We start from the raw sequence: 13,696 nt of genomic DNA, 5'->3' as shown, positions 1-13,696 counted from the left end.
GCCGTAGCGTGACGGCATTCCGCGCCACGACGACGCGCGGACCAACCGATTCCGAGCAAGGGACCAACCATGCCGTACATCACCGTGGGCCAGGAGAACACCACCTCCATCGACCTCTACTACGAGGACCACGGCACCGGGCAGCCGGTCGTCCTCATCCACGGCTTCCCGCTCGACGGCCGCTCCTGGGAGCGGCAGAGCGCCGCGCTGCTCGACGCCGGCTACCGCGTGATCGCCTACGACCGGCGCGGTTTCGGCCAGTCCTCGCACCCCACCACCGGCTACGACTACGACACCTTCGCGGCCGACCTGAACACCGTGCTGGAGACCCTCGACCTGACCGGCGCCGTCCTGGTCGGATTCTCGATGGGCACCGGCGAGGTCGCCCGCTACGTCTCCCGGTACGGCTCGGCCCGCGTCGCCAAGGTCGCCTTCCTCGCGTCGCTGGAGCCCTGCCTGCTCAAGAGCGACGACAACCCGGACGGCGTCGCCCCGAAGGAGTTCTTCGACGGCGTCGTCTCCGCCGTGAAGGCCGACCGCTACGCCTACTACACCGCCTTCTTCAACGACTTCTACAACCTGGACGAGAACCTGGGCACCCGCATCAGCGAGGAAGCCGTCCGCAACAGCTGGGACACCGCGGCCCGCGGCGGCTCCTTCGCGGCCTCCGCGGCACCGGCGACCTGGTACACCGACTTCCGTGCCGACATCCCGGCCGTCGACGTCCCCGCCCTGATCCTGCACGGCACGGCCGACCGCATCCTCCCCGCCGAAGGCACGGCCCGCCCCTTCCGCAGGGCCCTCCCGTCCGCCGACTACGTCGAGATCGACGGTGCCCCGCACGGCCTGCTGTGGACCCACGCGGAGGAGGTCAACACCGCACTCCTCGCGTTCCTGGCGAAGTGAGGCCACTCCCGCCGGCCCGCCTGGAGTGAGCCCCGCCCGCGGCAGCCGGACCTCCGGCTGCCGCGGGCGGGGCCGGCACCGACGACCGGGCGCACTCCGGTCCCGGGGCCCGCGATCGCAGCATCCACACAGCTTCAGGAGAGCAGAAGCAGCATGCAGTTCGGCATCTTCACCGTCGGGGACGTGACCCCCGATCCCACCGACGGCCGTGTTCCGGCGGAACACGAGCGCATCAAGGCGATGGTCGCCATCGCCCTCAAGGCCGAGGAGGTGGGCCTGGACGTCTTCGCCACCGGCGAGCACCACAACCCGCCGTTCGTCCCCTCCTCCCCGACCACCCTGCTCGGCCACATCGCGGCCCGCACCGAGAGGCTGGTCCTCTCCACCGCGACGACGCTGATCACCACCAACGACCCGGTGAAGGTCGCGGAGGACTACGCGATGCTCCAGCACCTGGCCGACGGCCGGGTCGACCTCATGCTGGGGCGCGGCAACACCGGGCCGGTGTACCCCTGGTTCGGGCAGGACATCCGCCAGGGCATCGACCTCGCCAGGGAGAACTACGCCCTGCTGCGCCGGTTGTGGCGTGAGGACGTCGTGGACTGGGAGGGCAGGTTCCGCACGCCGCTGCAGGCCTTCACCTCGACACCGCGCCCGCTGGACGGCGTCGCGCCCTTCGTCTGGCACGGGTCCATCAGGTCGCCGGAGATCGCCGAACAGGCCGCGTTCTACGGCGACGGCTTCTTCCACAACAACATCTTCTGGCCGGCCGACCACACCAGGCGCATGGTCCAGCTGTACCGGCGCCGGTACGCCCACCACGGCCACGGCCGCCCGGAGGACGCCGTCGTGGGGCTCGGCGGCCAGGTCTTCATGCGGCGGAACTCGCAGGACGCGGTCCGGGAGTTCCGTCCCTACTTCGACAACGCGCCGGTCTACGGCCACGGCCCGTCGCTGGAGGACTTCACCGAGCAGACCCCGCTGACCGTGGGCTCCCCCCAGCAGGTCATCGAACGGACCCTGTCCTTCCGGGAGACCGTGGGCGACTACCAGCGCCAGCTCTTCCTGATGGACCACGCGGGCCTGCCCCTCAAGACCGTCCTGGAGCAGCTCGACCTCCTCGGGGGGGAGGTCGTCCCCGTGCTGCGCAAGGAGTTCGCCCTCGGACGTCCGGCGACCGTACCGGACGCCCCGACGCACGCGGCGCGGGTCGCGGCCGCCGCGGCCCCGGAGGGGGTGAGCGCCCCGTGAAGCTGGTCGCCGTCTCCGCGGGGCTGAGCACCCCCTCCTCCACCCGCCTGCTCGCGGACCGCCTGGCCGAGTCGGTCCGTGACGGGCTCGCCGACCGGGGCGCGGTCGTGTCGACCGAGGTGGTGGAGCTGCGCGCCCTGGCCGGCGACATCGCCAACCACCTCGTGACCGGCTTCCCGGCACCGCGGCTGGCCGCCGCGATCGGCGCGGTGACCGGAGCCGACGGCCTGGTCGTCGTCACCCCGGTGTTCACGGCCTCCTACAGCGGGCTGTTCAAGTCCTTCTTCGACGTGATCGATCCGGACGCCCTCGCGGGCAAGCCGGTCCTGGCCGCGGCCACCGGGGGCACCGCCCGCCACTCCCTCGTCCTCGAACACGCCCTGCGCCCGCTCTTCGCGTACCTGCGCGCCACCGTCGTTCCCACCGCGGTGTACGCGGCGTCCGCCGACTGGGGTTCCGGAGGGGACGAGTACGCCGACGGCCTGCCCGCCCGGATCCGCCGGGCGGGCGGCGAACTGGCCGCGCTCATGGCGGACCGCCCGGCCCGGGCCGAACCCGCGGACGACGTCACCGCCCTCGAACAGCAGCTCGCGGACCTGCGCTTCGACTGAGGCCCGTCCGCACCGAGTCTCGACCACGCCGCTGCCGACGCCGGCCGGACCGCACCCGCACGGAGCGCGAACATGCCCTTCCTTCCCGTCGACGGGGAGAACTCCGGCACCGTGAACCTGTACTACGAGGACCACGGCACCGGCCGGCCCGTCGTCCTCGTCCACGGCTGGCCGCTCAACGGGGCGTCCTGGGAGAAGCAGGAAGCCGCGCTGCTGGCCGCCGGCCACCGCGTGATCACCTACGACCGCCGCGGCTTCGGCGCCTCCGACAAGCCGTCCTCCGGCTACGACCACGACACCTTCTCGGCCGACCTCGCTGCCGTGCTCACCCGCCTCGATCTGCGCGACGCCGTGCTCGTCGGCTTCTCGATGGGCAGCGCCGAGGTCACCCGCTACCTCGGCGCCCACGGCTCGGGACGCGTCTCCAAGGCCGTGGTGCTCGGCGCGGTACCGCCGTTCCCGCTGAAGACCGGGCACGACCCGGACGGTGCCGACGGCGCCGTCCCCACGGTGGTCCGGGACGCCGTCCACGCCGACCGGCCGGCCTTCGTCGCCGATTTCCTCGCCGACTTCTACGACGCGGACGTGCTCGGCGGCGGCCTGGTCAGCGACCAGGCCGTCCAGTACAGCTGGAACGTCGGCGTCTCGGCCTCCGGCCCGGCGACGGTGGACCGCGTCCCGGACTGGCTCACCGACTACCGTGCAAACCTGTCGAGGATCGACGTCCCCGTCCTGATCATCCACGGCGACGCCGACCGCACCCTGCCGCTGCACTCGACGGCCGTCCCCCTCTCCCGGGCCATCGCGGGCGCTCGCCTGGTGGTGCTCGAAGGCGCCCCGCACGGCCTCATCTGGACCCACGCCACCGAGGTCAACGAGGAACTGCTCGCCTTCATCGGCGAGTGACCCATCTGCTCCCCCGCTCTCCGAAAGCGAGACCGCATGTCCAGCATGCCCGTCGCCGGGATCCGTCCCGGCCCGGCGGCCTCCGACCGCTCCCCCGACCACGCCGCCGACCTGGTCGTGCGCAATGCCGAGGTGTACACGGGCGACCCACTGCGCCCCCGGGCCGGCGCGGTCGCCGTCCGCGCCGGCCTGATCACCGCCGTCGGCGACGACGCCGACGTCCTCCCGCAGGTCGGCCCGCACACCCGGGTGGTCGACGCGCTCGGCCGGCGCGTCGTCCCCGGCCTCAACGACTCGCACCTGCACGTCATCCGGGGCGGCCTCAACTACGTACTGGAGCTGCGCTGGGACGGCGTACCGACGCTGCGCCAGGCGCTGGCCATGCTGCGCGCCCAGGCCGAACGGACCCCGCCGGGCCAGTGGGTCCGGGTGGTGGGGGGCTGGTCCGCCGACCAGTTCGCCGAGCGCCGGCTGCCCACCCTGGCCGAGCTGAACGCCGCCGCCCCCGACACCCCGGTGTTCGTGCTGCACCTGTACCAGTCGGCGCTGCTCAACCGGGCGGCGCTGCGGGCCGCGGGCTTCACCCGCGACACCCCCGACCCGGTCGGCGGGCAGATCGTGCGCGCGCACGACGGCGAGCCGACCGGCCTGCTGCTGGCCGCTCCGGGCGCCCTGCTGCTGTACTCCACGCTGGCCAAGGCGCCGACCCTGGACGAGGCCGACAAGGCCGCCTCCACCCGGCACTTCCTGCGCGAGCTCAACCGGTTCGGGCTCACCTCCGCGATCGACGCGGCGGGCGGCTTCCAGAGCTTCCCGGAGAACTACGGCACCGTCACGGAACTGGCGAGGAACGGCGAGCTGACGCTCCGGATCGCCTACCACCTCTTCCCGCAGACCGCCGGGCAGGAGCTGGACGACCTGCGGCGCTGGGTGGAGACCGTCCGCCCCGGCGACGGGGACGAGTGGCTGCGGCTCAACGGGGCCGGGGAGAACCTCACCTGGGCCGCCGCGGACTTCGAGAACTTCTCCGAGCCGCGCCCCGAACTCGGCCCCTACGAGGCCGGGTTCGAGCAGGCGGTGCGCCTGCTGACGGAGCACGGCTGGGGCTTCCGGCTGCACGCGAGCTACGACGAGACGATCCGCCGCGACCTGGCGGTCTTCGAGCGGCTGGCCGCCGAGGGCCTGTTCCCCGGCGGGAACCGCTGGCTCTTCGACCACGCCGAAACGGTCTCCCCCGCGAGCCTGGACCGGATCGCGGCGCTCGGCGGCGCCGTCTCGGTGCAGAACCGGATGTCCTTCCAGGGCGAGGCGTTCGTGCGGCGCTACGGCGCGGCCGCGGCCGCCGGAGCCCCGCCGGTGCGGGCGATGCTGGAGCGCGGCCTGACCGTGGGCGCCGGCACCGACGCCACCCGGGTCTCGTCCTACAATCCGTGGGTGGCCCTGCACTGGCTGGTCTCCGGACGGTCCGTCAGCACACGCGTGCTCCGCCCGGCCGGCAACCGGCTGAGCCGCGCGGAGGCACTGGAGCTGTACACCCTGGGCGGTGCCCGGCTCACCGGTGAGGAGGAGGTCAAGGGCCGGCTGAAGGTGGGCTGCTACGCCGACCTGACGGTGCTCAGCGCCGACTACTTCACCGTCCCCGAGGCGGACATCCCGCACATCGAGTCGGTGCTCACCGTCGTCGGCGGCCGCATCGTGTACGGCGCCCAGGAGCACGAGGGCCTCGCCCCCGAACTGCCGGCCGTGGTGCCGCCGTGGAGCCCGGTGGCCCGCTTCGGCGGCTACCAGGCCTGCCGGGCACCGGGCCTGTCCGGCGCCCGGCAGGCCGAGCAACTGACCGCCGCGGTGGCCGACTCCGACGAGCAGCGCGCCTGGCGCGCAGCCCGTGGCCGGTGGGCGCCCGGAACGGACGGCGGTCCCGTACTGGACGACCCCTGCTTCCTCTGAACCGCCCGCTTCCCGGTCGACCGCTCGCCCCGTCGGCCGTTTCCACCGCCGTGCGCCGCAGGGCTCCTGCGGCGCACGGCGCAGCCCGGCAGGAGCCGCGAAAGGACATCTCCGTGACCACCCCCGCCTCCCCCGCGCCCGTACCCGCCGCGCAGGTCCACGACCGCCACCCGCTCGTGCCGGCGCTGTTCGTGCTGACCGCCGTGAGCGGCCTGGTCGACGCGGTCAGCTACCTCGGACTCGGCCACGTCTTCACCGCGAACATGACCGGGAACGTCGTCGTGATCGGCTTCGCCCTGGCAGGCACGGACGGCTTCTCGATCACCGGCTCGCTCACCTCGCTGGCGGCCTTCCTGGCGGGTTCGGTGCTGGCCGGGCGGCTCGCGGCCGGGTACGGCGCCGACCGCCGGGCGCCGTGGCTGCGCGCGGCGCTGCTGGCCGAGACGGCGTTGCAGGCGGTGGCGGCGGCCGTCGCGTTCGCGTGCGCGCCGGAGGGGACGCGCGGGTACGGGGCGGCGCCCTCCACCGCGCTGATCGCGCTGCTGGCGCTGGCCATGGGCCTGCGCAACGGCACCGTCCGCAAGCTCGGCGTCCCGGACCTGACGACCACGGTCCTCACGCTCACCCTGACCGGCCTCGCCGCGGACTCCTCGCTCGCCGGCGGCGACAACCCCCGCTTGGCGCGGCGGCTCGGCTCGGTCCTGGCGATGCTGGCCGGCGCCGCACCGGGCGCCGCCCTGGTGGTCCGCGGCCACCTGGGCTGGGCCCTGCTGGCCGGTGCCGTCCTGGTCGGGACGGTCGCGCTCGGCTACCGCGAGGGCGGCCGGGAGGGCCGGGCCGCTTGACCGGCGGCCCGGCCCGTCGCGGTTCGAGACCGTCGAGGACGGCGCACCCGCGGGCTTCGCCGGGTACCACCGCCACCAGGACGGGGCCGTGTCCGCGCGCTCCTCGAACTGCGCGGGGCCGCGCCCGTCGGCGCGGCCCCGCGGACGACGTGCGGCCTCAGCGGTCGCCGACCAGGCGGCCCAGTTCCGCGTCCCAGTCGATGAGTCCGGACTCGGTGCCGCGGGGCACGAGGGCGAAGCTCCGGTCGCGGAGCCAGTCGCGCAGCGGCTTGGCGGGGAGGTCGAGCAGGGCCGTGCCCTCGTTCCCCACCAGCATGATCCGTAGCTGTCGGCGGCCGCGGCAGTGGCACGGCGGCCAGATCCGCACGTCGCCGAGACCCGCCGGCTCGTGCAGTCCCTCCCACAGCAGGTCGCGGGAGAACTCCCAGGCCCCGGCGCCCTCGTTCGGGCCGGGGAACTCCAGGAGCACGGCGAAGGGAGCCTCGCGGCGGTACGCGAACCGTACCGGCAGGTCGATGAACTGGCCTTCTCCGACGAAGAGTTGCGCTTCCAGCGGGAGCGCCGTGGAGTCCGCGCCCCCGGCGGGACCCTGGTCGTGCATCGGGTGGCGTCCGGGCACGGTACCTCCAAGATGGTGACGGGTGGTGCGGCGGGCGGGTCGGGGCGGGGCCGTCGGCGGACGGGCCCCGCCCGCGGGTCACGGCCCGGCCGGAGGGGTGACCACGAGGTGCTCGGCGAGGAACCAGACCTGTACCTCGCCGGTGCGGATGACCTGGGAGACCAGGAGGTCCTGGGTTCCGTCGTCGCCGAGCTGCGCGGTGCGGGCGGCCGCGTCGCGGGCCTCGGCCAGGACGGTCTCGTGGGCGTCGAGGAGCCTGGAGAGCATCGCGGGCACGTCCTCGATCCCGTCCGGTGGGCGCGGCACGCCGGTGATCTCTGCGGCGTGGCGGGGGTCGCCCACGGCGACGCCGCCCAGGCTCTGCACCCGTTCGGCGAGTGCGTCGACCAGGGTCAGCTGTTCCTGGGCGTGCTTGTCGAACAGCAGGTGCAGCGGGTAGGAGGTCGGGCCGTGCACGCCCCAGTGGTGCTTCTTGTAGAGGGCGTACAGGAACTGGGTGTCCGCGAGGACGCGGTTGAGCCGTTGGCAGGAGTACTGCCGGGCGTCGTGGGACAGGGCGATCGGCAGTTGGGTGACGGTGCCGAACGCGTGGATCTCGGGGCCGTGCTGGTGGAGTCGCGGTTGGCTGCTCATAGTGGTCCTGTTCGGTCGGTGGCGCAGTGATGGCGGGCGGTCAGTCCTGGTGCAGCGCCTGGCGCAGCGTCTGGACCGCGAGGGCGACGGCGCCCTGCGCGGACTTCGAGGTGCGCAGCGCGTCGAGCATCACGAAGTCGTGGATCGTGCCGAGGAAGCGGACGGCGGTGACGGGGACGCCGGCCCGGCGCAGCTTCACCGCGTAGGCCTCCCCCTCGTCGCGCAGCACGTCGGCCTCACCGGTGACGACCAGCGCCGGCGGCAGCCCCCGGAGCTGCTCGACGGTGGCGCGCAGCGGTGAGGCGGTGATCTCGGCGCGCTGGTCGGGGTCGGTGGTGTACTGGTCCCAGAACCACTGCATGGCGTCGCGGCGCAGGAAGTAGCCGGTGGCGAAGCGGTGGTAGGAGTCGGTGTCGAAGGCGGCGTCGGTGACCGGGTAGAACAGCACCTGCTGCACCAGCGGGACGTCGCCGCGCTCCTTGGCCATGAGCGTGAGCGCAGCGCTCATGTTGCCGCCCACGGAGTCCCCGGCGACGGCGAGGCGGGAGGCGTCCAGGCCCTTGGCGGGCCCGTCGGTCACGATCCAGCGGGCGACGGCGTAGTTCTGCTCGATGGCGACCGGGTAGCGCGCCTCGGGCGACAGGTCGTACTCCGGGAAGACGACCGCGGCCCGCGCGCCGACGGCCAGCTCGCGCACCAGGCGGTCGTGGGTCCGGGCGTTGCCGAACACCCAGCCCGCGCCGTGGATGTAGAGGACGACGGGGAGCGGACCGGCGGCTCCGGCGGGACGCACGATGCGGGCGCGGACCGGTCCGGTCGGGCCGCCGGCCACCTCGATCCACTCCTCGTCGATCTCCGGCTTGGCGATCGCGCCGGACTGCACCTCGTCGACCGCCTCGCGGCCCTTGGCCGGGCCCAGGTCGAACAGGTAGGGCGGGTTCGCGGTGGCCTCGGCGAAGGCCCGGGCCTCTGGTTCCAGGGTCGGCCCGGTGCCGGCGGCGTTCTGTGCGGACATGGTGGTCACCTCGTGGTCTCGTTGTGCTGTGCGATGGTCATCAGGCTAGGAACGTGCAGGCAGGAGGCCTGTCCCGACGGCGCACCGCCTCGCGCCGCTGCGCGCACCCCTGGCCGCGCAGGCCGGGGAAGCGGCCTCGCCGATGCCGTTCGAGGGTTCGGCGGAAATTTTCACTTCCGCTCCGCGGGGCGGTATGAATGAGCCGAAAACGGACGGGCCGGAGGCGGACGGGAACACGATGGGCGACGGGAGCGGGACGCGGTTCGGTCGGATGCTGCGGGAGCTGCGGCAGGCCCGCGGGCTGACGATCGAGGAGCTGGCGGAGGCGTCCGGTGTGTCGGGGCGCGCGATCGGCGACATGGAGCGGGGACGGAGCCTGCGCCCGCAGCGCGGAACCGTCACCGCGATCGCGCAGGGCCTCGCGCTGGACGAGGCCGCGCACGCCGAACTGCTGGCGGTGGCCCGGGCCGGACGTACGGGCAGCAGGCCGCCGGCTGCCGTCTCGGCGTCGCCCTGCGCGCTGCCCAGGGGCGTCCGGGACTTCGTCGGGCGGCGGGCGGAGCTCGCCGCGCTGCGCGGCCTCGCGCACCGGCCCCCGCCCGGCTCGCCGGGCGGGGGCGGCGTGTCCCCGCCGGTCGCGGTGGTGTTCGGCGCGCCGGGCAGCGGCAAGACGTCGTTGGCCGTCCAGCTGGCCGAACAGCTCGCGCCGGAGCTGGCGGACGGGGCGTTCCTGCTGGACATGCAGGGGCTGGACGACCGGCCGCTGTCGCCGCAGGAGGCGGTGATGCGGCTGCTGGGCGCGTGGGGTGCGGGTGACCTGGACCTGGTGCAGCTGAGCCCGGAGGAGCGTCTCGCGCGCTACCAGGCGGTCGCGGGCGGGCTCCACGGGGTCCTGATCCTGGACAACGCCGGCAGCGAGGCCCAGGTCAGGCCGCTGCTGCCGCGTGCGGGGCGGCTGTTGGTCGTGGTGACGAGCCGCCACACCATGGCCGGGCTGGAGGGGGTGCGGCGGGTGGAGCTGCCCGTGCTGGACCCGCTGGAGTCCGGTTCGCTGCTGCGCGCGGTCGTCGGCGCCGGCCGGGTGGACGCGGAGCCCGACGCCGCCCGGACGATCGCCGCGTTGTGCGGTCACCTGCCGCTCGCCGTGCGCGTCGCCGCGAACTGGGCCGCCACCCGGACGAACTGGAGCCTGCAACGGCTGGCGGTCCGCCTCACCGACGAGGACCGCCGGCTGGACTCGCTCAGCGCGGGCGACCTGCGCGTCAACTCGGCCTTCTCGCTGTCCTACTCGCGCCTCGCCCCGGGCGCCGCCCGGATGTTCCGGCTGCTGTCGCTCGTCCCGGCGCCGGACTTCAGCCTCCCGTTGGCGGCCGTCCTCGCCCGGGTCCCCCTGTTCGACGCGGAGGACCTGCTGGAGGAGCTGCTGGAAGCGGGTCTGCTGACGACGCACCGGGACGACCGCTACCGTCTCCACGACCTGCTGCGCCTGTACGCCAGGGCGCAGCTGCGCCAGGAGGACGGCGGGGCTCGGCCGGAGGCTTCCCGCTCCCGGTTGCGCGCCTGGCTGCTCGACACCGCCGTCACTGCGGGGCGGTGGCACGAACCGGAGTACGGTGCGCCGCCGCCGGACCCCGAGCGGCTGGTCGCGCTGGAGGACCCCGGGCAGGCCATGGGCTGGCTCAAGGCGGAGTACGCGAACTGGCTGGCCGCCTTCCGCGAGGCCGCCGCCCTCGGCGAGCACGGCGCGGTGAACGAGGTCGGCCGGGCCATGGGGCTGGTGTCCGACAACTGGGTGTCCGCCGGCCACTGGACCGAGGTGTTCGAGACGGCCGCCCGGGCCGCGGCGGCCCTCGGCGAGGCCGCGACGGAGGCCGGCCACCTGAACGACCTCTCCTGGGCCCACTGGGTGTGCGAGGGCAGCCACGCGGACGCGGTCGCCACCGCCACGGCCGCGCTCGACCTCGCCCGGGCCTGCGGGGACCGGGTCCAGCAGGCCCGGGCCCACCTGCGGCTCAGCGTGCTGCGGGACGCCGTCGGTGACGCCTCGTCGGCTGCCGACCACTGCCGCCGGGCCATGGACCTGTTCATCGCGGCGGACGAGGTCACCCGCTACCTCCCGGCCTGCAACGTGAGCATCCGGCTGCTGCACCGGGCCGGTCGCAACGACGAGGCCGTCGCGACCTACCGGGAGGTCATGGGGGTGCTCGCCGATCCCCGCCACGCCGAACGCATACCGGAGAGCGTCCGGGGCCTCACCGTGCTGGTCGCCACGTACCACCTGTCGCTGGTGCACCTGAACCTCGGGCAGTGGGCCGAGGCGGTCGACGCCCTCCGCCCGCTCCGCGGGCAGCTCGACGCCCGCGGCTACCACCGGGTGGGGGCCAAGCTCCACCTCCACCTCGGCCACGCGCTCGCCCACCTCGGGGAGGGCGACGAGGCCGCCGCCGAGTACCGCGCCGTCGTCGCGTTCGGGGACCGCGTCCCCGGGGAGCTGGTGGAGCAGGCCCGGGCCGCCATCGAGGGCCTCGGGACCGGTCGGCTGTCGCCGCCGACCGTTTTCGACTGACCGGCCCTGACTCCGGCCCGGCCGGGCCGGTGGTCAGACGGCGACGCCGTACGCGGCCCGGGCGGCGGCCTCCCCGGCCCTGCCGCCCGAGGGCCGGCGGCGGACCGGGTCCGGGCCGGTGCCCGCTCGCCACTCGCGGGGGGAGAGGCCGTATGCGGAGCGGAACGACCGGCTGAAGTGGCTGGCGCTCACGAAGCCCCACCGGGCCGCGACCGACGCCACGGTCAGCGCGCCCGCCGGACGGGCCAGGTCCCGTCGGCACATGGCCAGTCGCTGCTGCTGGATCCAGCGGGCCACCGTCACGCCCTCGAACTGGAAGATCTTGTGCAGGTAGCGCACCGACACGTGGTGGGCCGCCGCGATCCGCTCCGGTGAAAGGTCCGGGTCGCCCAGGTGGCGCAGGATGTGGTCCTTGACCCGTGCCAGGGTGGCGCCCGCCGCCTCGGGCGCGCCCGCGACCGACCGCCCGGTGCGCTCGTGGGCGAGCACCGCGAGCAGGTCCAGGGCGGTGGTGGCGAGCCGGCCGGCCACCTCCGGCCCGAGCGAGTCGGCCGACCGGGCCAGGCACTCCAGGTACGCGGCCACCAGTGCGGCCGTGCCGCTGCCGGGGTCGAAGGCCGTCGCGGTGAGCACCCGCAGGTCCTCGTCGGACACGCCCACTGCGGAGCGCGGCCAGTGGAAGGCCGTGAAGGCGAAGGGCTCCGGCAGTTCCTTGGCGAACGGCCGTCCGGCGTCGGAGATCGCAAAGGTGCCCGGCCGCAGCAGCACCTGGTGGCCGTCCTGCCCCAGCCGGGCGGTGCCGCGGTGCTGGAGCGCCAGCGTCAGGTGGTCCTCCCCGCCCCGGGCGATCAGGCCCGCGGTGCGGACGACCCGCTGCGGACCGGCCTGGACCAGGGAGACCTGCAGGGCGCCCAGGCGGTGGCTGGTGATGGTCCCGGCGGCGGGCTCGTCCTCCAGCAGGCGCACGTCCAACGGGATGAAGGTGTGGGAGACCGCCTCGTGCCAGTACTCGGCCCGTTCGGCCGGCGGCACCGGGGCGGTGTCGAGAACGAGGGACATCGGTGCTCCTCGGCGGGTCGGGGTGCGGGAATCGGGCGGCCCGCGGGTCTCCCCGCTCCGCCTCATCCATCCCACCCCCGCGCAACGCCCTGGACCAGGAAGAACCACAGGCAGAAATCCGCCCGCCGGGGTCCGCGGCGCCCGGCCTCACCAGGAGCGGCGGTGCAGGGCGACGTGCACGGTGTCGACGGCCTGGATCAGCGCGGCCCGAGCGGTGCCGGTGGGACGGAGCGCGTCCAGGAGGAGGAAGCCGTGCACGGCGCCCTGGTAGCGCGTCGCCACCACCGGGACGCCCGCCACCCGGAGCCTGGCCGCGTAGGCCTCGCCCTCGTCCCGCAGCACGTCGGCCTCGGCGGTGATCACCAACGCCGGTGGGAGACCGGCGAGTTGCTCCAGGGTAGCCCGCAGCGGCGCGGCGGTCGCCTCCCGCCGCCGCTGCGGCTCGGGCAGGTAGTCGTCCCAGAACCGGCGCATGTGGTCGCGGTGCAGGAAGTAGCCCGTGGCGAACCGGCGGTAGGACGGGGTGCCGAAGTCCGCGTCGGTCACCGGGCACAGCAGCACCTGGTGCACCAGCCGCACGTCCCCGCGCTGCCGGGCGAGCAAGGTCAGGGCCGCCACCAGGTTGCCCCCGGCGGAGTCGCCGACGACCGCGATCCGGCCTCCCTCCAGTCCGATCTCATGGCCGTGCGCGTGGATCCACCGGGCCACGGCGTAGCACTGCTCGACGGCGACCGGGTAGCGAGCCGCGGGTGCCCGGGCGTAGTCCACGTACACCACCGCGGCATCGGTGCCCAGCGCGAACTCCCGGATCAGCCGGCCGTAGGAGGCGGCGTCGCCGAACGACCAGCCGATGCCGGGCAGGAACAGCACCACGGGGCTCGGCCCGGGGGCGCCGACGGGCCTGGTCACCTGGACGTGCACCCGCCCGGTGGGCCCGCCGGGCAGGGCCAGCCACTCCGCCGTGGTGCCGTACGGGTCTTCCGGCTCGTCGGCGGACGCCGCGGCGGCGTCCGCCGGGCCCCCGGCGTCGGCCGGGGCGAGGAGGGAGAAGTCCGGGAATTCCGTCGCCGCGTTGCCGGCGGACGCGTCCAGGAGCTCCTGGAGCGGCCGGTCGAGCGCCGGCCCCCGGCCGGGCGGGGGCGTGATGTCGGACAACTCTCGTCTCCTGGCGTGCTCGGACGGGAACGGCGGCGCGCGGCGCGCACCACGGCGGGTGCCCGGCGCGGCGCGGGGCACGGCGCCGTCCCCTCCCCGGGCACACGCCGCTCGACCGTACGTCCCCGGCGGCGGCCGCAGTGTCCTGTCCGTGCACGGATTCCGGACACCGGCCCGCGGACC

The 13,696-nt window shown here is 74.6% G+C and carries 12 protein-coding genes; 7 read left to right on the top strand and 5 right to left on the bottom strand.

The window, feature by feature from the left end; translation table 11 throughout:
* Positions 1 to 69: 69 nt before the first annotated feature.
* The 6 genes from QSK52_RS02610 (at position 70) to QSK52_RS02585 (ending at position 6,466) form a co-directional block, all read left to right on the top strand.
* Positions 70 to 906, top strand: coding sequence for an alpha/beta fold hydrolase (locus QSK52_RS02610; RefSeq protein ID WP_285732999.1), 837 nt, complete (start codon positions 70 to 72; stop codon positions 904 to 906).
* 153 nt (positions 907 to 1,059) lie between these two features.
* Positions 1,060 to 2,157 carry an LLM class flavin-dependent oxidoreductase gene (locus QSK52_RS02605; protein WP_285732997.1) on the top strand — a complete coding sequence of 366 codons (1,098 nt, stop codon included), beginning with the start codon at positions 1,060 to 1,062 and terminating at the stop codon, positions 2,155 to 2,157.
* On the top strand, positions 2,154 to 2,768 hold the full coding sequence (locus tag QSK52_RS02600; RefSeq protein ID WP_285732995.1) for an FMN reductase: 615 nt from the start codon (positions 2,154 to 2,156) through the stop codon (positions 2,766 to 2,768). Before QSK52_RS02605 ends, QSK52_RS02600 begins: the two co-directional genes overlap by 4 nt.
* Positions 2,769 to 2,840: 72 nt before the next feature.
* Positions 2,841 to 3,674 (top strand): alpha/beta fold hydrolase, encoded by an 834-nt coding sequence (locus tag QSK52_RS02595; RefSeq protein WP_285732993.1) that lies wholly within the window; start codon positions 2,841 to 2,843, stop codon positions 3,672 to 3,674.
* 36 nt (positions 3,675 to 3,710) lie between these two features.
* Positions 3,711 to 5,621, top strand: a complete 1,911-nt coding sequence (locus tag QSK52_RS02590; RefSeq protein WP_285732991.1) for an amidohydrolase — start codon at positions 3,711 to 3,713, stop codon at positions 5,619 to 5,621.
* A 113-nt stretch (positions 5,622 to 5,734) separates the two neighbouring features.
* Entirely contained in the window at positions 5,735 to 6,466 is a 732-nt protein-coding gene (locus QSK52_RS02585) for a YoaK family protein (protein WP_285732988.1), read from the top strand.
* 157 nt (positions 6,467 to 6,623) lie between these two features.
* On the opposite strand, the gene QSK52_RS02580 is transcribed toward QSK52_RS02585, so the two are convergent.
* The 3 genes from QSK52_RS02580 to QSK52_RS02570 form a co-directional block, all read right to left on the bottom strand.
* Entirely contained in the window at positions 6,624 to 7,067 is a 444-nt protein-coding gene (locus QSK52_RS02580) for an SsgA family sporulation/cell division regulator (protein ID WP_285732986.1), read from the bottom strand.
* Positions 7,068 to 7,163: 96 nt separating this feature from the next.
* Positions 7,164 to 7,718 (bottom strand): Dps family protein, encoded by a 555-nt coding sequence (locus QSK52_RS02575; RefSeq protein WP_285732984.1) that lies wholly within the window; start codon positions 7,716 to 7,718, stop codon positions 7,164 to 7,166.
* 40 nt (positions 7,719 to 7,758) lie between these two features.
* Positions 7,759 to 8,733 (bottom strand): alpha/beta hydrolase, encoded by a 975-nt coding sequence (locus tag QSK52_RS02570; RefSeq protein ID WP_285732982.1) that lies wholly within the window; start codon positions 8,731 to 8,733, stop codon positions 7,759 to 7,761.
* A 271-nt stretch (positions 8,734 to 9,004) separates the two neighbouring features.
* Here QSK52_RS02570 and QSK52_RS02565 point away from each other — a divergent pair, with 271 nt between their 5' ends.
* Positions 9,005 to 11,299, top strand: coding sequence for an XRE family transcriptional regulator (locus QSK52_RS02565; RefSeq protein WP_285732980.1), 2,295 nt, complete (start codon positions 9,005 to 9,007; stop codon positions 11,297 to 11,299).
* A 33-nt stretch (positions 11,300 to 11,332) separates the two neighbouring features.
* On the opposite strand, the gene QSK52_RS02560 is transcribed toward QSK52_RS02565, so the two are convergent.
* Positions 11,333 to 12,358, bottom strand: coding sequence for a helix-turn-helix domain-containing protein (locus tag QSK52_RS02560; protein ID WP_285732979.1), 1,026 nt, complete (start codon positions 12,356 to 12,358; stop codon positions 11,333 to 11,335).
* 147 nt (positions 12,359 to 12,505) lie between these two features.
* Complete coding sequence (locus QSK52_RS02555; RefSeq protein ID WP_285732977.1) at positions 12,506 to 13,513, bottom strand: alpha/beta hydrolase; 1,008 nt, start codon at positions 13,511 to 13,513, stop codon at positions 12,506 to 12,508.
* Positions 13,514 to 13,696 lie beyond the last annotated feature (183 nt).

It is taken from the genome of Kitasatospora phosalacinea, assembly GCF_030268885.1.
GTDB classification, from domain to species: Bacteria; Actinomycetota; Actinomycetes; order Streptomycetales; family Streptomycetaceae; genus Kitasatospora; species Kitasatospora phosalacinea_C.
Note: the sequence above shows the minus strand (reverse complement) of the source record. Positions and strands in the feature narration are given on the sequence as shown.